18 protein-coding genes are annotated in these 20,336 nt (G+C 69.8%); 13 read left to right on the top strand and 5 right to left on the bottom strand.

Features of this window, described 5'->3' with window-relative positions; all coding sequences use genetic code 11:
* Positions 1-171: 171 nt before the first annotated feature.
* From ACSSVZ_RS25070 to ACSSVZ_RS25035, 8 genes are all read left to right on the top strand, one after another.
* Complete coding sequence (locus ACSSVZ_RS25070) at positions 172-456, top strand: GIY-YIG nuclease family protein (protein WP_453973524.1); 285 nt, start codon at positions 172-174, stop codon at positions 454-456.
* A 418-nt stretch (positions 457-874) separates the two neighbouring features.
* Complete coding sequence (locus ACSSVZ_RS25065; protein ID WP_453973523.1) at positions 875-2,056, top strand: ABC transporter substrate-binding protein; 1,182 nt, start codon at positions 875-877, stop codon at positions 2,054-2,056.
* A gap of 179 nt (positions 2,057-2,235) precedes the next feature.
* A complete protein-coding gene (locus tag ACSSVZ_RS25060; RefSeq protein WP_453973522.1) occupies positions 2,236-3,105 on the top strand; it encodes a branched-chain amino acid ABC transporter permease in 870 nt (289 codons plus the stop codon).
* A gap of 2 nt (positions 3,106-3,107) precedes the next feature.
* Positions 3,108-4,106 (top strand): branched-chain amino acid ABC transporter permease, encoded by a 999-nt coding sequence (locus ACSSVZ_RS25055; RefSeq protein WP_453973521.1) that lies wholly within the window; start codon positions 3,108-3,110, stop codon positions 4,104-4,106.
* Entirely contained in the window at positions 4,103-4,897 is a 795-nt protein-coding gene (locus tag ACSSVZ_RS25050) for an ABC transporter ATP-binding protein (protein ID WP_453973520.1), read from the top strand. Before ACSSVZ_RS25055 ends, ACSSVZ_RS25050 begins: the two co-directional genes overlap by 4 nt.
* Positions 4,894-5,643: an ABC transporter ATP-binding protein gene (locus ACSSVZ_RS25045; RefSeq protein WP_453973519.1), complete on the top strand. Its 750-nt coding sequence runs from the start codon at positions 4,894-4,896 to the stop codon at positions 5,641-5,643. The genes ACSSVZ_RS25050 and ACSSVZ_RS25045 overlap by 4 nt, the downstream gene beginning before the upstream one ends.
* A 380-nt stretch (positions 5,644-6,023) precedes the next feature.
* Positions 6,024-6,338: a hypothetical protein gene (locus ACSSVZ_RS25040; RefSeq protein WP_453962299.1), complete on the top strand. Its 315-nt coding sequence runs from the start codon at positions 6,024-6,026 to the stop codon at positions 6,336-6,338.
* 119 nt (positions 6,339-6,457) lie between these two features.
* A complete protein-coding gene (locus ACSSVZ_RS25035) occupies positions 6,458-7,297 on the top strand; it encodes a DODA-type extradiol aromatic ring-opening family dioxygenase (RefSeq protein WP_453973518.1) in 840 nt (279 codons plus the stop codon).
* Positions 7,298-8,232: 935 nt separating this feature from the next.
* On the opposite strand, the gene ACSSVZ_RS25030 is transcribed toward ACSSVZ_RS25035, so the two are convergent.
* The 4 genes from ACSSVZ_RS25030 to ACSSVZ_RS25015 all read right to left on the bottom strand — a co-directional run bounded on the left by ACSSVZ_RS25030 (position 8,233) and on the right by ACSSVZ_RS25015 (position 11,362).
* On the bottom strand, positions 8,233-8,859 hold the full coding sequence (locus ACSSVZ_RS25030; protein WP_453973517.1) for a cysteine hydrolase family protein: 627 nt from the start codon (positions 8,857-8,859) through the stop codon (positions 8,233-8,235).
* 176 nt (positions 8,860-9,035) lie between these two features.
* The gene (locus tag ACSSVZ_RS25025; protein ID WP_453973515.1) at positions 9,036-9,998 is read right to left on the bottom strand and encodes an amidohydrolase family protein; all 963 of its coding nucleotides are present in this window, start codon (positions 9,996-9,998) and stop codon (positions 9,036-9,038) included.
* Between the two features lie 202 nt (positions 9,999-10,200).
* Positions 10,201-10,941: a GntR family transcriptional regulator gene (locus ACSSVZ_RS25020; protein WP_453973514.1), complete on the bottom strand. Its 741-nt coding sequence runs from the start codon at positions 10,939-10,941 to the stop codon at positions 10,201-10,203.
* Between the two features lie 148 nt (positions 10,942-11,089).
* Positions 11,090-11,362, bottom strand: a complete 273-nt coding sequence (locus ACSSVZ_RS25015; protein ID WP_453973513.1) for a hypothetical protein — start codon at positions 11,360-11,362, stop codon at positions 11,090-11,092.
* Between ACSSVZ_RS25015 and ACSSVZ_RS25010 the strand changes: the two genes are divergently transcribed.
* The gene (locus ACSSVZ_RS25010) at positions 11,361-12,215 is read left to right on the top strand and encodes a creatininase family protein (protein WP_453973511.1); all 855 of its coding nucleotides are present in this window, start codon (positions 11,361-11,363) and stop codon (positions 12,213-12,215) included. The genes ACSSVZ_RS25015 and ACSSVZ_RS25010 overlap by 2 nt on opposite strands.
* Positions 12,216-12,249: 34 nt before the next feature.
* On the opposite strand, the gene ACSSVZ_RS25005 is transcribed toward ACSSVZ_RS25010, so the two are convergent.
* Positions 12,250-14,394 (bottom strand): glycoside hydrolase family 3 N-terminal domain-containing protein, encoded by a 2,145-nt coding sequence (locus ACSSVZ_RS25005; protein ID WP_453973510.1) that lies wholly within the window; start codon positions 14,392-14,394, stop codon positions 12,250-12,252.
* A gap of 243 nt (positions 14,395-14,637) precedes the next feature.
* Between ACSSVZ_RS25005 and ACSSVZ_RS25000 the strand changes: the two genes are divergently transcribed.
* From ACSSVZ_RS25000 to ACSSVZ_RS24985, 4 genes are all read left to right on the top strand, one after another.
* Positions 14,638-16,470 (top strand): ABC transporter ATP-binding protein/permease, encoded by a 1,833-nt coding sequence (locus ACSSVZ_RS25000; protein WP_453973509.1) that lies wholly within the window; start codon positions 14,638-14,640, stop codon positions 16,468-16,470.
* A complete protein-coding gene (locus ACSSVZ_RS24995) occupies positions 16,467-17,747 on the top strand; it encodes a glucoamylase family protein (protein ID WP_453973508.1) in 1,281 nt (426 codons plus the stop codon). The genes ACSSVZ_RS25000 and ACSSVZ_RS24995 overlap by 4 nt, the downstream gene beginning before the upstream one ends.
* Before the next feature lie 19 nt (positions 17,748-17,766).
* The gene (locus ACSSVZ_RS24990) at positions 17,767-19,188 is read left to right on the top strand and encodes a glycoside hydrolase family 15 protein (protein ID WP_453973507.1); all 1,422 of its coding nucleotides are present in this window, start codon (positions 17,767-17,769) and stop codon (positions 19,186-19,188) included.
* Between the two features lie 182 nt (positions 19,189-19,370).
* Entirely contained in the window at positions 19,371-20,333 is a 963-nt protein-coding gene (locus ACSSVZ_RS24985) for a TAXI family TRAP transporter solute-binding subunit (RefSeq protein ID WP_453973506.1), read from the top strand.
* The last annotated feature ends 3 nt before the right edge of the window (positions 20,334-20,336 follow it).

Raw genomic sequence — 20,336 nt, 5'->3', positions numbered from 1 at the left:
GCAAGCTCATCACCCATCTCAACGCCATCGTCCGCAACGCCGAAACAGCACAGACCATCGCACCCTAATCCGACACGGTTGCTCATTCCAGCGAAAGCGGGAATCCAGGGCAACTTGCTCCACGCGCTGCTGTAGAATGCCACACATCGGCGTGGAAACGGACCGGTTTCGATGGCATTCTACGTCTATATACTGGCGAGCGGGCCGAACGGGACGCTCTATACCGGCATGACCGACGACCTCGCCCGCCGCATCTACGAGCACCGCGAGAAGGTCCGACCCGGCTTTACGCGGGCCCACGGGGTTGCGACGCTCGTCTGGTACGAGGGCCACGACACGCGCGAGGCGGCGTTCGTCCGGGAACGCCAGATCAAGAAATGGCGCCGCCGCTGGAAGCTCGAGCTGATCGAGGCAATCAATCCCATCTGGCGCGATCTCCACGACAGCCTGATCTGAGCCCTCTGGCCCTGGATTCCCGCCTTCGCGGGAATGAGCGGAGTGTTTGGCTGCCTCGCGCCCCCCCAATGCTCACTCTCCGGACGGCACCCGGAAGCGGGCGCGCCGGCCGAGCCATCGCCGAAGGGGGCCCCTGCGGGTGCCGGCCGTGACGATGTTCGATGGAGCTCCGGCCGGGTATGCACAACCTCCAACGCGAGCGAACCAGCAAGAGCGGACAAGGAAACCACCGCACCCGCCCCCACCCACCTCACCCCAAAAAAATCGAAAATCGCCCCCTCCTCCGCCCGCGCTCCCCGCAAAAACCACGGGACAGCCCGAAACCCTGAAAATGGATTTCTTTGACAAATTCGTTTTTCTGCTTTTTTCTGGTCGCGCCATCTTTGCAGGCGAAGACGCCGCATTCCGGAGGACCACCATGAAGATTTCCGCCCTCGCGGCCGCGCTCGGCGCCGTGCTCGTTGCCGGCGCCGCCCAGGCCGATCCCATCAAGATCGGCTTCATCTCGACCTTTTCCGGCCCCGCCGCCTTTTCCGGCGACTACGCCAAGAAGGGCGTCGAGCTGTTCCTCAAGGAGAACCCCGACGCGTTCGGCGACCACGAGGTCGAGATCATCGAGCGCGACGACACCGGCCCGAACCCGGAAGTCGCCAAGCGCCTCGCCCAGGAGCTGGTCGTCCAGGACGGCGTCGACGTGATCATGGGCATCCAGTGGTCCAACAACGCCTTCGCCATCCTCGACGTCGCCAACGAGGCGGAGGTGCCGGTGGTGATCTTCAACGCCGCCACCGCCTCGATCACCGAGGCCTCGCCCTACGCGGTGCGCGTCAGCCGCACCATGTGGCAGTCGTCCTACCCGCTCGGCGCCTACGCCTACGACACCCTCGGCCTGCGCAAGATCGCCACCGTGTTCGCCGACTACGCCCCCGGCAAGGACGCCAACCAGGCGTTCGCCGAGGGCTTCGAGAAGGCGGGCGGCGAGATCGTCGACCAGATCCCGCTGCCGTTCCCGCAGACGCCGGACTTCACGCCCTTCCTGCAGCGCATCAAGGCGTCGGGCGCCGACGGCGTCTACGCCTTCATGCCGTCGGGGCCCTACTCCACCTCGTTCGTGAAGACCTACGTCAACCTCGGCCTGAAGGACTCCGTCAAGCTGATCGGCCCCGGCGACATCGCCCCGCCGTCCGAGCTCGACAAGATGGGCGAGGGCATCGAGGACGCCATCATCGCCTTCCACTACTCCGCCGCCGTGCCGGGCGACGCCAACGCGAAGTTCCTGAAGGCGTGGAACGAGGCCTATCCGGACACCCCGGTCGATGCCTTCGCCGTGCAGGCCTATGACGGCATGGCGGCGATCGCCGCGGCCATCGAGAAGACCGACGGCGACTTCGACGCGGAAAGCTTCGTCGACGCGCTGAAGGGCTGGACGTTCGACAGCGCCCGCGGGCCGATCACCATCGATCCGGAAACCCGCGACATCATCGAGAACCAGTACATCCTCACCATCGTCAAGAACGACGACGGCAAGCTGGTCGAGAAGCTGGTCGACACCCTGCCGGACGTGAAGGATCCCTGGAAAGAGCTCCACTCCACCAAGTAGCGCTCCCGGAACCGGCGGCGGGCCGCGATCGGCGCCCGCCGCCTCCCGGCTCCCGGGCACAGGTCCCGTCCGGCTCGAACCGGCCGCGCCGGGCCTGCCCGCTTCCGACTGCGGTATCATTCCCCTCCGGTCCGGCCCTCGCCCGGCCGGGCAAGGCTCCAGGGCGGCCCGATCGGTTCATGACGAACCTCTTTTTCTCCATCGCCTTCGACGGCATCGCCTACGGCATGCTGCTGTTCACCATCACCATCGGCCTGTCGATCACGATGGGGGTGATGAACTTCGTCAACCTCGCCCACGGCGCCTTTGCCATGGGCGGCGGCTACCTGCTGGTGGTGCTGGCCGGCGATCTCGGCATCCCGTTCGTCCCGGCGCTGGTGCTGATCGCGCTGGTCTTCCTGGTGCTCGGCGCCGGCATGGAGGCGGTGCTGTTCCGCCGCTTCTACGGGTCGAGCCCGCTGCTCCAGGTGCTGCTCACCATCGGCATCGTGTTCATCTCCATCGCCGCCGCCACCTACGCCTTCGGTCCGCTCTCGGCCGGCATCCGCATCCCGGACTGGCTGCAGGGCCGCTTCGCCGTCGGCACCATGAGCTTCCCCGTCTACCGCACCATGGTGGTGGGCTTCGGCGTCGCCCTGGCGCTGGTGCTGTGGCTGGTGCTCGACCGCACGCTGGTCGGCGCCCGGGTGCGCGCCGCCGTGTCGAACCGGGCGATGGCGGAAAACGTCGGCATCAACGTGCCGCTGCTGTTCTCACTGCTGTTCGGCGTCGGCTCGGCGCTCGCCGCCGTCGGCGGGGCGCTCTCCATCGAGATCTTCGGCCTGTCGCCCACCTACGCCCTCGACTACCTGGTGCTGGTGCTGCTGGTCGTCATCGTCGGCGGCATGGGCTCGATCCGCGGCGCCTTCGCCGCCTCGCTGCTGATCGGCATCATCGACAACGCCGGCAAGTTCCTGCTGCCCCAGTCGGGCGCGTTCCTGATCTATCTGGTGGCCTTCGCCGTGCTGTTCTGGCGCCCGTCCGGGCTGTTCTCGACCGTGGAGCACTGACGATGGCGACCGGATCCACGCCGCGCGCGAAGTTCACCCAGGTCGAAGGCCCGATCTGGCTGATGATCCCCGTCTACCTGGCGGCGATCGCCTTCTATCTCCTGATGGGCAAGCAGCTGCATCTCGGCATGGCGGTGGTCAACATGATCATCCTGGCCCTGTCCATCGACTTCATCCTCGGCTTCGCCGGCATCAACTCGCTCGGCCAGGCGGCGCTGTCGGGCGCCGGCGCCTACATGGCGGGCTTCCTGCCGGTCTATTTCGGCTGGGCGGAGCCGATCACCGGGCTCCTCATCGCCGGCCTCGTCGGCGCCGGTATGGCCTACGTCACCGGCATCATCGCGCTGCGCGGCGGCGAGCTCACCGTGCTCGCCATGACCATCATCGTCGCCGCCATCCTCTACAAGTTCGCCAACACCTTCCAGGGCATCACCGGCGGCTTCGACGGCCTGCGCGGCATCGAGATCGACAAGCTCCTCGGCACCTTCAAGTTCGACCTGTGGGGCCGCACCGGCTTCCTCTATTCGCTCGCGGTGCTGTTCGTCGTCCACCTGGCGCTCCGCGTCATCGTCACCTCGCCGTTCGGGGTGATGATGCGGGGCCTGCGCGAGAACGCCACCCGCATGCGGGCGCTCGGCACCCCGGTGTTCCAGCGGCTGCTCGCCATCTACGCCATCGGCGGCTTCGTCGCCGGCGTCGCCGGCGGCCTGCAGACCCAGACCAGCGAGTTCGTCTCCATGGAGGTGTTCGCCTTCCATGTGTCGGCCACCGCCCTCACCGTCGTCATCATCGGCGGCCTCGGCCGGCTCTACGGCGCCTTCATCGGCGCCATCGTCTACGTCGTCTTCCAGGACGTGTTCGCCAAACTCGCCCCGCAGTACTGGTATTTCTGGCTCGGCCTGCTGCTCGTCCTCGTGGCGCTGTTCGCCCAGGGCGGCGCCGTCAGCCTGATCGACCGGACCGCCGCCCGGCTCGGCCTGGCGGGGAGGCGCGGCAAATGACGACGCTCACGCATCCCGCCGCCGCGTCCGCCCCGACCGGGACCGAGCCGCCGGTCCTCCAGGTTCGCGACCTCTGCCTGTCGTTCGGCGCCATCCGGGTCGCCCGCGACATCTCCTTCGACCTCGCCCGCGGCGAGCGGCTGGCGCTGATCGGCCCAAACGGCGCCGGCAAGACCACCCTCATCAACCTGCTCACCGGCATGCTCCGCCCCGACAGCGGCACCGCCACCCTCGCCGGCCGCAACCTCCTCGCTCTGAAGCCGCACCAGCGGGTCCGCGCCGGCCTCGGCCGCACCTACCAGATCACCTCGCTGTTCCGGGCGATGACGGTGTTCGAGAACATCTTCGTGGCGGTGTCGGAGCGGATGGGCGGCGCCGCGGTCCTCTGGCGGCCGGCGTGGTCGCGCGCCGACGTCTGCGCCGAGGTCGAGCGGATCCTGGAGATCGTGTCGCTCACCGACGTCGCCGGCGAGCAGATCTCCGACCTGCCCTACGGCCGCCAGCGCCTGGTGGAGCTCGGCCTGGCGCTGGCGCTGGAGCCGAAGGTGCTGCTGCTCGACGAGCCGGCCGCCGGCATCCCCCACCGCGAGGCCGAGGTCGTCCAGCGCACCGTCGACCAGCTGCCCGCCGACATCGCCATCATCCTGGTCGAACACGACATGGACCTGGTGTTCCGCTTCGCCCGGGAGATCCTGGTGCTGGTCGAGGGCGCGGTGCTCCGCCGCGGCACGCCCGACGAGATCGCCGCCGACCCGGAGGTGAAGCGCATCTATCTCGGGACCTCCGAATGACCGCCGCCACCCACACCCACGCCGCCGTCCCCGCCCGCGCCGCCGCCTCGCTGGCGCTGACGTCGGTCACCGCCGGCTACGGCGAGCTGAAGATCCTGGTCGATCTCTCGCTCCAGGTCGCCGCCGGCGAGACCGTCGGCATCATCGGCCGCAACGGCATGGGCAAGACGACGCTGCTCGCCACCATCGCCGGCCGCACCCGCATCCACGCCGGCGAGGTCGCCCTGTCGGGCCAGACCATCACCCACGACAGCCGGGTCGCCCGCAGCCGCCTCGGCATCGGCCTGGTCCCCCAGGAGCGCGAGGTGTTCCCGACGCTGACGGTGGAGGAAAACCTCCGCGTCGCGGCCCGGGCCGGCGGCTGGACCCTGGAGAAGGCCTACGCCCTGTTCCCGCGCCTGAAGGAGCGCCGGCAGAACCTCGGCGCCCGACTGTCGGGCGGCGAGCAGCAGATGCTGTCGATCGCCCGCGCCCTGATGTGCGACCCGTCGCTGCTGCTCATGGACGAGCCGTCCGAGGGCCTCGCCCCGGTCATCGTCGACGAGCTCTACGGAGCGCTCCGCCGGATCGTGGCGGAGGAAGGCCTCACCCTCCTCCTCGTCGAGCAGAACGTCCACCGCGCCCTTTCCTTCGCCGCCCGGGCCGTCGGCCTCCGCAACGGCGAGATCGTCTACGACGGTCCGTCGCGGGTGCTGCTCGAGGACGAAAGCCAGCTCGACCGCATCATGGGCGTGCGCGCCGAGTAATCCCCGTCCGCGCCGCCGAAGGCCCGGCCGGCGCCTGCGCACGGGGACAAACCCGGCAGTGCGCAGCAGACCCTGCGCACACGCCCCCAAAACACCGAAATAGCGCAGTTTGGTGCCGATGGTGGTCCGATCGCTGCGCACCGGGTCTGCGCACGCGCCACAAGCCTCTGATTTCCCATCGTTTTCCGCCTGTCAGGCGGAGGGTCCCAGGCGCGAACAGGGTGCGCACGGCGCGTCCGGCTGCGCACGCGCCGGGTGCGCACGCCCGCCGGGTCCCCCGGACGCACCCGCGGCCCGTTTTCGAACGTCTCAAAATATCGTTTTTCTCTTTGACAATCGAATTTCTGGTGACATGATCCGGCAGGCAAGGAGGTTCCGTCATGGCCAACGAATTCGATCCCGATCTGCCGTCCAACCGGATGGTCTTCGAGGTCCGCCGGGACAACGCGGTGTGGCCGCACTTCCCGGAGCGCTGCGAGGAGCTGATGGAGGCCTACGGCCTCAGCGAGCCGGAGAAGCAGGCGTTCCGCGACATCGACGTGCGCCGCCTCGGCGAACTCGGCGTCCACCCCTATTTCCTGCCGCAGATCACCCGGCTGTTCCACGGCGGGGCGCGCAACACCAGCAAGAGCGCCGCCGCCGAGGCCTACCGGAAGTCGTTCGGCGACCAGATCGTCGAGCACCAGAAGAAATAGCACCCTGCCGCCCGCCGCCCGGTGTCCACCGGGCCGGCCGGCCGAGGCTCCCGGCCCGGACGCCGCCTGCCGTTGCGGACGGACACGGCCTCCCCGGGAGCGTTTGAGGAGGAAACGACATGGCCGAATTCGTCTCGATCATGGGCATGGCCCACGCCCCCGGCGTGACCGGCTGGCTGGATTCCTGCCCCCAGGAGGAGCAGGACGCGATCCAGGCGGGCTACGGCGAGCTCGGCCGGATCATGAAGGACGCCCGGCCCGACGTGATCATCGGGGTGGCCAACGACCACCTCCTCAACCTGCCGCTCAAGAACCCGCCCCACTGGCGCGTCGACGAGGCCGCGGAGTGGAACGGCCCGGCCGAGTTCTTCAAGGCCTGGCTGAAGCAGCCCGGCTACCACGTGAAGGGCCGCCCCGACGTGGCCGCGAAGATCCACGCGCTCGCCAGCGCCGAGGGCCACAACATCGACAAGGGCTCCGGCCTGCTGTTCGACGACAACTGGTCGGTGCCGCTCTGGTACCTCGGTTACGACGTGCCGATCGTGCCGATCCACATGAACTGCATCAACCCGCCGGTGCCCACCCCGGAGGAATGCGTCGCGTTCGGGCGCACCCTGCGCCGCATCGTCCGCGAGGAACTCCCCGCCGACCTGCGCGTCGCGCTGATCGCCACCGGCGGCCTCTCCCACGAGCCCGGCGGCCCGCGCTACTTCACCATGGACGACACCTTCGACCGCTGGTTCCTCGACCTGATCTCCGAGAGCGACGCCGACCGCATCGTCAAGGAAGCGACGGTGGAACGTATGAACGAGGCGGGCGGCGGCGGCACCACCGAGCTGCTCGCCTGGATGGTCGCCATGGCGGCGGCCGGCGGCGCCAAGGGCCGCCCGACCTTCTACGTCCCCAGCGCCGAAATGCGCTGCGGCGTCGGCGCCGCGGTCTGGGAACAGTTCGCCTGAGGCCCTGCCCTCCGGCCTCCAGGTTCCATTCTGGGAGCCTTTTCCGCTCAGGTGGAATCGCCTGATCGCTAAGAAACGGCTCCAGGTTCGAACCCTTGAGCAATACGCAAAAGCCCGCGTCATCCGCGGGCTTTTTCTGTTGCCGGCACGTCCGCCTCTGGCACTCACCGGCCCCCAGCGAGATGGCTTCGCTCCCCCCGGCGAAAGCCGGCCCCGGCCTAGATTTTCACTCCGCTCATTCCCGCGAAAGCGGGGATCCATGGGGAGGTGCGGCAGATGCGGCTGTATGAGATTAGGCGCGGATTTGCTGCTTTGCGCGGCTCCCGACCAGGCCGGAGACCGGGACCGTCAGAACGGATAGAGCCCTCAACCCCCGCCCTATGGATCCCCGCTTTCGCGGGGATGAGCGGAGAATGGGGCACACGCGTGCCGAAAGACATCCATGCCCGACAGGCGGCGGCCGTCGCCGTCATCACCCGTCGTCGTCCTTCCCGAGCATCGCCTCAACCCACCCGCCCCCAGCGAAATGGCTTCGCTCCCCCCGGCGAAAGCCGGCCCCGGAGAAGATCTTCACTCCGCTCATCCCCGCGAAAGCGGGGATCCATGGGGAGGTGCGGCAGATGCGGCAGGATGAAATCCGGTGCGGACGCGCTGCTATCCGGGGCGCCGGGCCAGGCCGGACACCGTGCCAATCAGCACGGCATGAACCCACAGCCCCCGCCCTATGGATCCCCGCTTTCGCGGGGATGAGCGGAGTGTTTGGCTCAAGCCCGAGGGCCAACGAGCTTACCCTCTCCGGACAGCACCTTCCCGCGCACGACCGTGCGCCGGCCGGTCAGGCCGTCCACCCGGAGCCGGTGCGCACAAGCGTACCCGGCGCGAGCGGAGGAAATCGCGGGAATGAGCGCAGCAAGGGCGTGAGCCCGAATGCCCCCTCAGCCCTTCCAGTACCCGGCGATGGCCTCCCGCGGCAGCACGTCGCCGAACAGGAAGCCGACGTTGGCGATGGTCGCCTCGTGCAGCGGCGGGGCGTGGGAGGCGACGCAGTCGACGGCCAGCACGCCGTAGAAGCCCCGGCAGACCGCGTCGCGGAAGCTGGTCTCCACGCAGACGTTGGTCTGCACGCCGGCGAACACCAGCGTCTCGATCCCCCGGTTGCGCAGGTAGGCCTCCAGCTCGGTGCCGACGAAGGCCGAATAGCAGTGCTTGTCGAACAGCGGGTCCTCGGGGCCGGGCGAGACGCCGTAGAAGTCGTAGCCCCAGCTGCCCGGCGCGCAGCACACGCTGGTGGAGCGCTCGTGCTGCTTGGCCAGCATGCCGACCGGGATCTTGGAGGGCTCGTAGTCGGCCCGGACCCAGATGACGGGCACCCCCGCCGCCCGCGCATCGGCTGCCAGCGCCGCGATCGGCTCGGCCACGGCGCGGCACGGGCCGGCATCGCGGCCGACCACCGTCTCCACGTAGCCGCCCTCGGCGCAGAAGTCGTTCTGCATGTCGATGACGATCACCGCCGAGCGGGCGGGCGCGAGCCGCGCGTCGACGGTTTCCAGCACGTCCGGCATGTGGGGCCTCCTGCAGGCTGGCAAGTGGGGCGACGGCCGAAGCCGGCGGGGTGGCGGGCGAAGTCTGGCGCATTTCCGCTCCGGAGCAAAGCGATCCGGATCGAAAGGGTCGATCAACCCATTGAATCCGGGGCCATTTCGCCTCGGTCGGGTAACGCTGTCCGACGGGACGTGGTTCAGGTGAGTTCGCGGGCGGCCTGCAGGCCCGGCATCAGCGCCAGCGCGTTGTCGCGCTCGATGGCGGCGATGTCGGCGGCGGAGAGGCCGAGCCCGGCCAGACCGGCGATGGTGCTGGTCATGGTGTCTTCCGCGGCGAACGGGAAGTCGCTGGCGAACAGCACGCGGTCGCTGCCCACCAGCTCCAGCAGGGCGGAGAAGGCGAAGCGGTTCGCCGACAGCGCCACGTCGTAGTAATGGCGCTGCAGCTCGGCGATCACCCCGCCCGGAACCATCTTGCGGAAGTCCGGCCGGCGCTCCAGCCGCGCCATCCGCTCCGCCAGGAACGGCACGGCGCCGCCGGCGTGGGAGAAGATGAAGCGGATGTCGCGGCCGCGCGCGAAGCCGCCGGTGAACAGCAGGTTCGCCACCGCCCGGGTCGTCTCGAAGGGAAACTCCAGCGTCGCGGCGGGCAGCCCCTGCAGGTTGGCGCCCACCGATTCGGTCGGGTGGACGTGGACCACGGCCTTGCGGCGGTTGAGCTCGTCGAACACCGGCGCCAGCGCCGCGTCGCCCGGGTAGGTGGTGCCGTAGCTGGTCAGGATGCAGACGCCGTCAGCGTTGAGCGTGTCGAAGGCGTAGGCGATCTCGGCGAGGCTGGCGTCGACGTACGGCAGCGGCAGGGTGGCGAAATTGCCGAAGCGGCCGGGAAAGTCCTGCTGCATGCGGGCGACGTACTCGTTGCACGTGCGCGCCATCGCGACGACCGCCGCCTCGTCGGCAAACGGCAGCCCGGGCGCCGACAGCGAGGTGACCGCGGTGGCGATGCCGTTGCGGTCCATCGCCTCGACGGAGACCGCGGGCGACCACTCCGGGCAGCGGCCGGAGACGATCATGCTGGCGATGGCCGGCGCGCCGACCGCCTGCACGTAGGCCGGCGGCAGGATGTGATGCTGGACGTCGATGCGATGCGGATCCGTCACCGGTTCATGCCTTGTCTTGTCGATTTGGCGTCGCCGGACCCATGCAAGCGTCGCGGACGGGTCGCGGCGGGCCGCCATTCACTCCGTCCAATTTATTTCAGAAAATCGATATTTGCAAAATCTACCAGATTCCGACCGCGCTTTTTTCAACCGCCCGCCCGCTGCCGGGCCAACGGGGATAAACCGGCCCGAAGCGGCCGCCTCAGCCGCCGGCAGGCGGGAAAAGCGCCTTGGCGAGGCTGCGACCGGAGTTCTTGATGTGCACCTTGAGGAGTTCCGAGGCGAGCCCGGCGTTGCGCTCGATGGCGGCGTCGAAGATCGCCTTGTGCTCGCGCAGCAGGGTCTCCTTGGGCACCGCCTGGCGGGCGACGGCCTGGCGCCGGTAGCGTTCCGACTGCTCCGACAGCACCATCACGAAGCGCAGCAGCCAGGGCGAGCCGCAGTTCTCGATGAGCGCCAGATGGAAGGCGCGGTTCTCGCGCTCCCATTCGCCGGAGAGCTCCATCGGGTTGACGTCGAGGGTGACCTCCACCCGCGACAGCCGGTGGAACGCCGCCACCACGCCGCTTTCCCAGTCCAGCGTCGCCCGCTCGATGGAGCGCTCGAGCGCCTGCGGCTCCAGGAACAGCCGCATGTCGGTGATGTCGTTGAACTCGTCCGGCGAAACCGCCGCCACCCAGTAGCCCTTCTGGCCCTTGGCGGTGACGAGCCGGTCGGCGGCGAGCCGCGACAGCGCCTCGCGCAGCGGGCTCGATCCGAACCCGTACTGGGTACGCAGGTGGTCGAGCAGCAGCTTGCGGCCGGGCTCGAACTTGCCCGACAGGATGTCCTCCCGGATCATCGCGTGGGCTGCTTCGGATTGGGTGGCGAAGGCATCGGCGCCGGACCCGAGATCCGGCTTCGCCCTCAGTTTCTGCATCTCGCTCAGCGGATCCTCCGTCATCAGCGGTGTCGGACGGCGCGTTCCCAAGGATCCTGCCCCCGCGGTCGATGCGGAAGCGAGGGTCGCCTGATCGTCACCGACCATCGGGGACGGCGCCACCCCGGGGTCCAGCCGGACCCGGGCGCGGGCCATCCTCCACCGGTCGATGTCACTCGATCCGGCCACCATCGGCCGGACCATACTGCAAGAATCGGTATTGCTCCAGAATCCCCATAAGCGCGCCCGGAGACCAACGCCCACCGGCGCGATTCGGACCGCAAACCGGCGGCCACGACATCCCGTCGCACCCCAAGATATCGATTTTGAGCCAATGAACGACATTTTTTACACGCGAACCGTGCAGAAAGACCGTCCAAGCTTGTGAAAATGTGGATTTCTCGGCACGGTCGGCCGCAGCCGGAATGCTCCAGGGAACCGCCATGTCCGACCACCCAGCCGCCGCTCCGTCGTTTGCCCCCGGCGAGCCGATCCTGAAGGACACCATCGCCGAGATGACCTCGGGCGAGGTGGTGGAGGCGATCGGCCGCGGCGCCATCGCGCTGTGGGCCTTCGGCGTGGTCGAGCAGCACGGCCCGCATCTGCCCACCGGCACCGACATCTACATCCCCTCCGCCCGGCTGCGCGCGGTGAAGGCGTTGCTCGCCGGGGACGGCATCGAGGCGCTGATCGTGCCGCCCTTCTACTGGGGCGTGAACCACGTGTCGGCGAGCTTTCCCGCCTCGTTCCGGGTGCGGCCGGAGATCATGGTCGGGCTGATGTGCGACGTGATCGACAGCCTCGGCGGCGACGGGTTCCGCCATCTGTTCTGCGTCTCCGGCCACGGCGACGCCCTGCACAACACCGCCGTGCTGGAAGGCGTGGCCAAAGGCTCCAGGCCCGGCGGCATCCAGGCGGCGTTCGTCGCCGATCCCGGCCTGTTCGCACGGATCGGCGCCGATCCGGCGAGCCCGCACGCGCTGGCGACCCTGCCCGCGCCTGCTCCGGCCGGACCGTACGCGGACGTCCACGCCGGCGACTGGGAAACATCGCTGATGCTGGCCCTCAACCCCGAGGTGGTGCGCCGGGACAGGATCGCCGGCCTGCCGCCGACGAACCTGACGGCCGCCGATCTCGCCGAATGGCGCAAGGGCCACGACCATGCCCGCAAGGTGACGCCCGACGGCTATCTCGGCGACCCGGCCTCGGCCGATGCCGAGCGCGGCCGGGCCGACCTGATGCGCGACGCCCGCGCCATCGCCGAGGCGATCCGGGCGCGGCTGGCGGGAAAGCGGTAGCACCCGCCCGTCGCGGGTCCGCGGCGACGAGCGGTCACGCCGTCAGGCGGACCGTCGTCCGGTGGAGGCTGGCGGGGTCGGCCGACCGGCCGATGCAGATCTCGAAGGCCCCGGGCTCGGTGCGCGGTGTCAGATCCGGCCCCAGGAAGGCGAACGCGTCGGCCTCGAGCCGGAAGCGCAGCACGCCGCGGTCGCCGGGCGCGAGCCCGATGCGGGCGAAGTCCTTCAGTTCCAGCAGCGGCCGGGCGACGCTCGCCACCGGATCGCGCAGGAACACGAACACCGTCTCCTCACCGCCCCGCGCGCCCCGGTTCTCCAGCCGCACCAGAATGTCGACGGGCTCCCCCGGTCCGAACGTCCACGACCTGCCGTCGCCATCCGCCTCCGTGTCGCCGACCGCGACCGCGACGATCTCGATCGCCGCGAACGACAGGCCGTGGCCGAAGGGAAACTGCGGCGTCACCGGCAGGTCGAGATACTTGCTGGTGTAGTGGTCGTCGGCGTTGGCCGGCCGGCCGGAAGGGCGCTCGCCGGCATGGATCGGGATCTGGCCGACGGCGCGCGGCCAGGTCACCGGCAGGCGCCCGGTGGCGTCGGCGTGGCCGGTGAGGACGTCGGCGATGGCATGGCCCGCCTGGTGCCCGAGGAACCACGTGGCCAGCACGCAGGGCGCCCGCTCGAACAGCCACGGTGCGACCAGCGGCCGACCGGACGAGAGCAGCACCACGACGGGCCTGCCTGAGACGAGCACCGCCTCGGCGAGCGGCCGCTGGCCGTCGGGAATGCCGGGGTCGGCGCGGCTCGCCGCCTCGCCGCTCATCGCCGCCGTCTCGCCGAGGCAGAGCACGACGAGGTCGGCGGCCTGGAGCTCGAGGGACGCGGGATCGACGGCAACTTCGGGGTCGGTCGCGGCAGTCGCGATCCGGGCATGCGGCAACGCGGCGCGCAGGCCCTCGACGATGGTGACGGGGGTGGCGCGGTCGCCGGCGCCCCACCACGGCCCGACCATCTCGGCCCGGGCCTCGGCGAGCGGACCGACCACCGCAATGCGGGTGATGCCGGCCGCCAAGGGCAGCAGGGCCCCATCGTTCTTCAAGAGCACGATGGAGCGCCGGGCGGCCTCGCGGGCGCGCTCGCGGCGGGCGGAGGCGACGCCGGCGCCGGTGGCCTGCTGGCGGCCGGTGGGGGCGTCGAACAGGCCAAGCCGTTCCTTGAGGACCAGCACGCGGCGCACGGCGGCGTCGATGTCGGACAGGGCAACGAGGCCGCGCTCCAGCGCCTCCGGCAGGCCCTGCTCATAGGCCGGGCTCATCATGTCGATGTCGACGCCGGCGGCGAGCGCGAGCGCCGCGGCCTCGGCCAGGTCGCCCGCGACGCCGTGGTTCAGGAGCTCGGCAACGGCGTTGTAGTCGCTGATCAGCACGCCCTGGAAGCCAAGCTCGCCGCGCAGCCAGTCGCGCAGCAGCGGCACGTGGGCGGTCATCGGAATGCCGGCGATGTCGTTGAAGGCCGGCATGATGGCGGCGGCACCGGCCCGCACCGCCGCCGCGAACGGCGGCAGGTAGACGTCGCGCAGGGTGCGCTCGGAGATGTCGACGGAGGCGTAGTCGCGGCCGGCGGCGGGGGCGCCGTAGGCGGCGAAGTGCTTGGCCGTGGCGGCGACGCTGCGCGGATCGGCGAGCGCGGCGCCCTGGAAGCCGCGCACCTTGGCGGCGGCCATCCGTGAGGCGACCAGCGGATCCTCGCCCGGCCCCTCGGCGATGCGCCCCCAGCGCGGGTCGCGCGCCACGTCGATCATCGGCGCGAAGGTGAGGTCGATGCCGTCGGCGGCCGCCTCCTCCGCCGCCGTGCGGGCGGTCGCCTCCCACAGGTCCGGGTCGAAGGCGGCCGCCTCGCCGAGCGGGATCGGAAACACCGTGCGGTGGCCGTGGACGACGTCGAAGCCGAAGAACAGCGGGATGCCGAGACGGCTCTCCTCGACCGCGATCGCCTGCATGGCGGCCGTCTCGCCCACGCCAAAAAGATTGAGCAGGCTGCCGATGCGGCCGTCGCGCACGCCCGAAGTCGGGTCGCCGGCGGCGATGGGGCCCGTCACCGGGGTCCCGGCCGTCACCATCACCAGCTGGCCGATCTTCTCGGTCAGCGTCATCTCGGACATCAGCGCGTCGATGCGGGCCACGTCGGACTCCCGGACACTCAAACAGGACGCCAACCCTTCGGCCGCGCCGGGGCCGGTGTCAAACCGCTTGCGAGGCCCGGACGGCTCACGTCTAGATCGCGGCACGCTGGAGCGGAATGCAGGCGGAAATCCGGTACCCCCTTCTCCTCATCCTCCTTTCCTGCGGCGGGATGCGGAGGGAAAACCGGTATCCCCGTTTCCTCAACCCGCCCGTGGACCCGCCACACCTCGGAACCCGGACCCATGACAGACGCTCCACCGCCCGCAGCGCCGCCCCAGCCGGGAGGCGGCGAGACCTACCCGGCCTTCCCCAGCGTAATGGCGTTCGCGCGCTCGATGTTCACCTCGTTCCGCGCCTCGCCCACCCGCAACAGCGTGCTGTGGATCACCGGCGGCCTGGTCGGCGTGGTGCTGCTGACGGCGTACGGCCAGGTGCGGCTCAACGCCTGGAACCAGCCCTTCTACGACGCGCTGCAGCGGCGGGACCTCAGCGCGTTCCTGCAGCAGCTCGGCGTGTTCGCGGTGATCGTCAGCGCGCTGCTGGTGCTCAACGTCTCGCAGAACTGGCTGAATCAGATGATGAAGCTGAAGCTGCGCGAGGGCCTCGTCCACGAGCTCCTCGACCAGTGGCTGAAGCCCGGCCGCGCCTTCCGCCTGTCGGGCGCCGGGCAGATCGGCGAGAACCCGGACCAGCGCATCCACGAGGACGCCCGGCACCTGACGGAGCTCTCCACCGACCTCGGGGTCGGGCTGTTCCAGGCGACGATCCTGCTGCTGAGCTTCATCGGAGTGCTGTGGGTGCTGTCGGCCGACGTGGTGTTCACCGTGCGCGGCGAGACGTTCGGCGTGCCGGGCTACATGGTCTGGTGCGCGCTGTTCTACGCCGGCACCGCGTCCTTGGTGAGCTACTGGGTCGGCCGGCCGCTGTTCTCCCTCAATGCGGAACGCTATGCTCAGGAGGCGGAGCTGCGCTTCGGGCTGGTGCGCCTCAACGAGAACATAGACGACGTGACGCTGTCGCGCGGCGAGAGCGACGAGCGGGTCCGCCTCAACGGCGAACTCGCCGACGTGCTGCGGATGATGCGGCGGATCGTGACGGCGCAGACGAACCTGACCTGGGTCACCGCCGGCTACGGCTGGTTCACGCTGATTGCGCCGATCCTGGTGGCCGCGCCCGGCTATTTCGGCGGCGACCTGTCGTTCGGTCAGCTGATGATGGTGGTCGGCGCCTTCAACCAGGTGCAGCAGGCGCTGCGCTGGTCGGTCGACAACTTCTCCACCATCGCAGACTGGCGGGCGACCTTCGGCCGGGTGGCGGCGTTCCGCGAGGCGGTAATGACCATGGACGTGGTCGAGACCGCCGACGTGGAGCGGATCCAGTTCGTCGCCAGCCCCGAGCCGGTTATGGTGATCGACAACCTGAAGGTGGCGACGCCGGGCGGCTGCATCATGCTCGATCCGCCGCGGCTGGAACTGAGGCCCGGCGACCACGTGCAGGTGACCGGCGAATCGGGTTTCGGCGGGCACTTCCTGTTCCGGGCGCTGGCCGGGCTGTGGCCGATCGGTTCCGGGCAGATCGCGCTGCCGACGGGCGACGACATCGCCTTCATGCCGCGCCATCCCTACATGCCGCCGGACACGCTGCGTGCCGTGCTCGCCTATCCCACCGCGACGGATGCCTATGACGATGCCGAGCTGGGGGCCGCGCTTGCCAAGGTCGGGCTCGAGCGGATGGTGCCGATGCTCGACCGCCAGTCGCGCTGGGACCGGGAGTTGCCGCACGAGGAGCTGCAGTGCATCGCCTTCGCACGCATGCTGCTGCATCGGCCGAAATGGATCGTCATCGACCAGGCGCTCGGCGGACTGCAGGAACGCGGCAGCAAGCAGATCCTCGACGCCATCCAGTCCGACCTGCCCGACGCCGGCATCCTCAACATCGGCAGGACCGACGCGGAGGGCTTCTTCCAGCGCACGCTGCGGCTGATCCACGACCCGGCCGGCAAGCGCTTCTCCACCAGCCCGGAAACGCTCGCCAAGGCCGCGCCGAAGGGCGCCGCGAAGGCGGCCGTCCAATGAGCACGCCCATGCCCGCCGGCCGTCCCGCTCCGAACCTCTCCGACGACGACCTGCTGGAGGCGGTCCAGCGGGCGACGTTCGGCTTCTTCTGGGAAGGTGCCGAGCCCGCAAGCGGGCTCGCCCGCGACCGCTGCCTGAACTCCGCCGCGCCGGCCGCCGACGACGATCTGGTGGCGATCGGCGGCTCCGGCTTTGCGGCGATGGCGATCGTCGTCGCCGCCGCGCGCGGATGGGTGAGCCGGCAGGCGGCTTGCGACCGGCTGTCGACGATGCTCGCCGCGCTGGAACGCGCCACCCGCCACCACGGCATGTACCCGCACTTCATGCAAGGGCGCAGCGGCGCCACCATTCCCTTCTCCGAGCTCGACGATGGCGGCGACCTCGTCGAGACGGCGCTGCTGGTGCAGGGGCTGCTGATCGCGCGCGCCTATTTCGACCGGGCCGACGGGAACGAGGCGCGCCTGCGCGCCCGCATCACCGCGATCTGGGAGGCGGTCGAGTGGGACTGGCACCTGGACGGGGGCAACGTGCTTCTGTGGCACTGGAGCCCCCGCCACGGGTTCGCGATCCACCACGAGATCCGCGGCTGGAACGAGTGCCTGATCGCCTATGTGCTGGCCGCCGCCTCGCCGACGCATCCGATCCCGGCCGACGCCTATCACCAGGGATTCGCGAGCGGCCCGACCTTCGTGAACGGCCGGCAGTATCTCGGCATCGCGCTGCCGCTGGGCATGCCCTATGGCGGGCCGCTGTTCTTCGCACACTATTCGTTCTGCGGCCTCGACCCCCACGGGTTGACCGACCGCTACGCCGACTATTTCCCCCAGAACGTCGCCCACACCCGCATCAACCACGCCTGGTGCCGGGAGAACCCCGACGGTCATGCCGGCTACGGCGACGCCTGCTGGGGGCTGACGGCGAGCGACGACCCGGACGGCTACGTGGCGCACGCACCGGACGTCGACACCGGAACGATCTCGCCGACGGCGGCGCTGTCGAGCTTTCCCTACGCGCCGGAGCAAGCAATGGCAGCGCTGCGGCACTTTCTCACCGACAGACCGGAGATCTGGGGACGCTACGGCTTCGTCGACGCGTTCTGCGAGGACCGGGGCTGGGTCGCCGACACCTTCCTCGCCATCGACCAGGGGCCGATCGTGGCAATGATCGAGAACCATCGCAGCGGCCTGCTCTGGCGGCTGTTCATGGCCGATCCTGACGTGCGCGCGGGGCTCGGGCGGCTCGGCTTCGCAAGCCCTCACCTGGCGCCGGACGCCTGACGGCACGGAGGGAGGGAAAATGGGCATGGACGACGGCCTCGACGCCTGGATCGGCCACCAGACCGCGGCCTCGCGGGCGCGGATGCGGGCGGCGATCTCGCGGACGGACCTGGTCCACGAGCGTGTCGGCTTCGGATTTGACGTCCGGCCGGAGCCGGGCTCGGTGCTGGCCTGTCCGCTCTCCGCCCACTACGACCCGGACCCGGACTATTTCTTCCACTGGTTCCGGGATTCCGCCGCGGTGATGGAGGCGCTGCGGATTGATGCCGAGATCAGCGGCGAGAGCGCGGGGGCCCGCGCCATCTTCTCCGACTTCGTGCGCTTCAACGCCGGCCTTGCCGGCATCGACGGCCGGGCAACCGCGCTGCCGCAAGATGTGAATCCGGCATTCCAGCGCTATCTGAGGCCGCGCGCCGAACTCGATGCCGTCGACGGCCGCGCCGTCGTGCTGGAGGCCCGCGTCGAGGCGGACGGCACGCTCGACGTGACCCGCTGGAACCGACCGCAATGGGACGGGCCGGCGCTGCGCGTGCTCGTCCTCGCGCGCTGGTGGGACGCCGCCGATCCGGCCGACCGGCCGGCGATGCGCGGACTGATCGAGGCCGACCTGGCGCTGCTGGCGGGCGGCATTGCTGCGGAAAGCTTCGACATCTGGGAGGAGGAGTTCGGCCACCACCTCTACACCGACCTCGTCGTCGCCGCCGCCCTCCGGGAGGGTGCGTCCCGGCTCGGCGACCCGGCGCTGGAGGCGCGGAGCCGGGCCGCCGCCGAAGCCGTCGAAGCCCGGCTGCCGGCCTACCGCACCCCGGACGGCTGGCTGCGCAGCCGGCTCCCCGGGCCGGGCATCAGCGGGGACAAGACGCTGGACATGGCGACGGTCCTCGGCGTGCTGCATGCCGGGCGGACGACCGGGCCGGCGTCGCTGACCGATCCCGCCGTCCACGCGACGCTGACGCGGCTGGAGGCCCATTTCGCGTCCGCCTACGCCATCAACCTCGCCGGGCCGGGCGCCATCGCGCCGGCGATGGGCCGCTATCCCGGCGACGTCTACGTCTCCGGCGGTGCCTTTTATTTTTCGACCTTTGCCGCCGCGGAGTTTCATTTCCGGCTGGCGGTGGCCGTCGCGGAGGGTGCTGCGATGGAAGTGACGGCGGCGAACCGGCGCTTCCTCGGCGCCCTGGCGGGACCCGAGATCGCGAGCCGGCAGGGCGACGGCGCCTACGAGGAGGACGCAGCCGCCGTTGCCGCCGCCTGCCTGCGCCGGGGCGAGGCGTTCCTGGCGACGGCGCGGGCGTTTGCCCCGGCGGACGGGGCGCTGGCCGAACAGTTCGACCGCACCGACGGGCGGCCGGCCTCCGCCAAGGACCTGGCCTGGAGCCATGCCGCGTGTCTCACTGCGGTGGCGTGGCGGAGCCGGGCACGATCGCTCTCGCCGGACTGACGCCGCGCGGCGGTTCCAGCCGCCACCGGCGCGGAAAGCCGTCCCGGCACACGGGACGCTGCCTTGCCGCCATGAATTTCGGTTGCCAAACTCTGGCCGAAATCTCACACTGTGATAAAGTGACTTACTGCCAAACCACGAGATCGCCGGCATGAACCGGCACCAACGGGAGGAAAACCAGCATGATCAACAGGATAGTTGCGTCCCTCGCCCTGTCGGCGGGACTGGCGTTCACGGGCGCCGCAAGCGCCCAGACCGTGGGCATGGCGACGTCCAACCCGGGCTCGCTCTACCACGGCATCGGCTCCGCCGTGGCCAAGGCCGCCAACGACGCCGGCCTCAACACCACCATCCAGCCGGCGACCAGCCCGAATCAGTATCTGCCGCTGGTCGGCGCCAACGAGATGGAGTTCGGCGTCTGCAACCTGGAGGAATTCCTCTACGCCTACCAGGGCACCGAGTGGTTCAACGGCCGCGCCAATCCGGACCTGCGCATCGTCGCGCTGATCATGCCGCTTGAGGAAGCGATCTTCGTCCGTGCCGATTCCGACATCAAGACGATCGCCGACCTGAAGGGCAAGCCGATGGTCGACGGCTACACCGCCCAGAACACCATCCTGCCGCACCTGGACGCCATGTACGCCACCGCGGGGATGACCCGGGACGACGTGCAGCCGGTGCAGGTTCCGAGCGTGGTCGGCGGCGCCGACGCCTTCATGGCGGGCGATGCGGTCGGCTTCATCTTCTCCCACGGCGCCGGCAAGGTGCGCGAGGCCGACGCCTCGGTCGGCGGCATCCGCGCGCTGACGGTTCCCGACACCCCGGAAGCGCTGGCGCAGATCCGCGAGCACTGGAAGACGGCCGACATCGTCACCATCAATCCCGGGCCGGCCTATCCGGGCGTGCTCGAGCCGGGCACCTACATGGAATACCCGCAGGCGATCTTCACCAACGCCAACGTCTCCGACGACGCCGTCTACAAGATGACCAAGGCGATCTACGAGAGCCAGAAGCTGCTCGGCGACACCTTCCCGCCGTTCAAGCGGTTCGACCCGGCCAAGCACATGGTGGGCGACGTGAAGCCGGGCTCGTACCATCCCGGCGCCATCAAGTTCTACAAAGAAGCCGGCATCTGGAAAGAGTAGCAC

The organism is Amorphus sp. MBR-141, from assembly GCF_053628695.1.
This window is presented reverse-complemented; position numbering and strand designations above follow the sequence as displayed.

Excerpts from the sequence above, each read along its gene's own strand:
- ACSSVZ_RS25070 (WP_453973524.1), top strand. The coding sequence starts at position 172 with ATGGCATTCTACGTCTATATACTGGCGAGCGGGCCGAACGGGACGCTC.
- ACSSVZ_RS25065 (WP_453973523.1), top strand. The coding sequence starts at position 875 with ATGAAGATTTCCGCCCTCGCGGCCGCGCTCGGCGCCGTGCTCGTTGCC.
- ACSSVZ_RS25060 (WP_453973522.1), top strand. The coding sequence starts at position 2,236 with ATGACGAACCTCTTTTTCTCCATCGCCTTCGACGGCATCGCCTACGGC.
- ACSSVZ_RS25055 (WP_453973521.1), top strand. The coding sequence starts at position 3,108 with ATGGCGACCGGATCCACGCCGCGCGCGAAGTTCACCCAGGTCGAAGGC.
- ACSSVZ_RS25050 (WP_453973520.1), top strand. The coding sequence starts at position 4,103 with ATGACGACGCTCACGCATCCCGCCGCCGCGTCCGCCCCGACCGGGACC.
- ACSSVZ_RS25045 (WP_453973519.1), top strand. The coding sequence starts at position 4,894 with ATGACCGCCGCCACCCACACCCACGCCGCCGTCCCCGCCCGCGCCGCC.
- ACSSVZ_RS25040 (WP_453962299.1), top strand. The coding sequence starts at position 6,024 with ATGGCCAACGAATTCGATCCCGATCTGCCGTCCAACCGGATGGTCTTC.
- ACSSVZ_RS25035 (WP_453973518.1), top strand. The coding sequence starts at position 6,458 with ATGGCCGAATTCGTCTCGATCATGGGCATGGCCCACGCCCCCGGCGTG.
- ACSSVZ_RS25030 (WP_453973517.1), bottom strand. The coding sequence starts at position 8,859 with ATGCCGGACGTGCTGGAAACCGTCGACGCGCGGCTCGCGCCCGCCCGC.
- ACSSVZ_RS25020 (WP_453973514.1), bottom strand. The coding sequence starts at position 10,941 with ATGACGGAGGATCCGCTGAGCGAGATGCAGAAACTGAGGGCGAAGCCG.
- ACSSVZ_RS25010 (WP_453973511.1), top strand. The coding sequence starts at position 11,361 with ATGTCCGACCACCCAGCCGCCGCTCCGTCGTTTGCCCCCGGCGAGCCG.
- ACSSVZ_RS25015 (WP_453973513.1), bottom strand. The coding sequence starts at position 11,362 with ATGGCGGTTCCCTGGAGCATTCCGGCTGCGGCCGACCGTGCCGAGAAA.
- ACSSVZ_RS25000 (WP_453973509.1), top strand. The coding sequence starts at position 14,638 with ATGACAGACGCTCCACCGCCCGCAGCGCCGCCCCAGCCGGGAGGCGGC.
- ACSSVZ_RS24995 (WP_453973508.1), top strand. The coding sequence starts at position 16,467 with ATGAGCACGCCCATGCCCGCCGGCCGTCCCGCTCCGAACCTCTCCGAC.
- ACSSVZ_RS24990 (WP_453973507.1), top strand. The coding sequence starts at position 17,767 with ATGGGCATGGACGACGGCCTCGACGCCTGGATCGGCCACCAGACCGCG.
- ACSSVZ_RS24985 (WP_453973506.1), top strand. The coding sequence starts at position 19,371 with ATGATCAACAGGATAGTTGCGTCCCTCGCCCTGTCGGCGGGACTGGCG.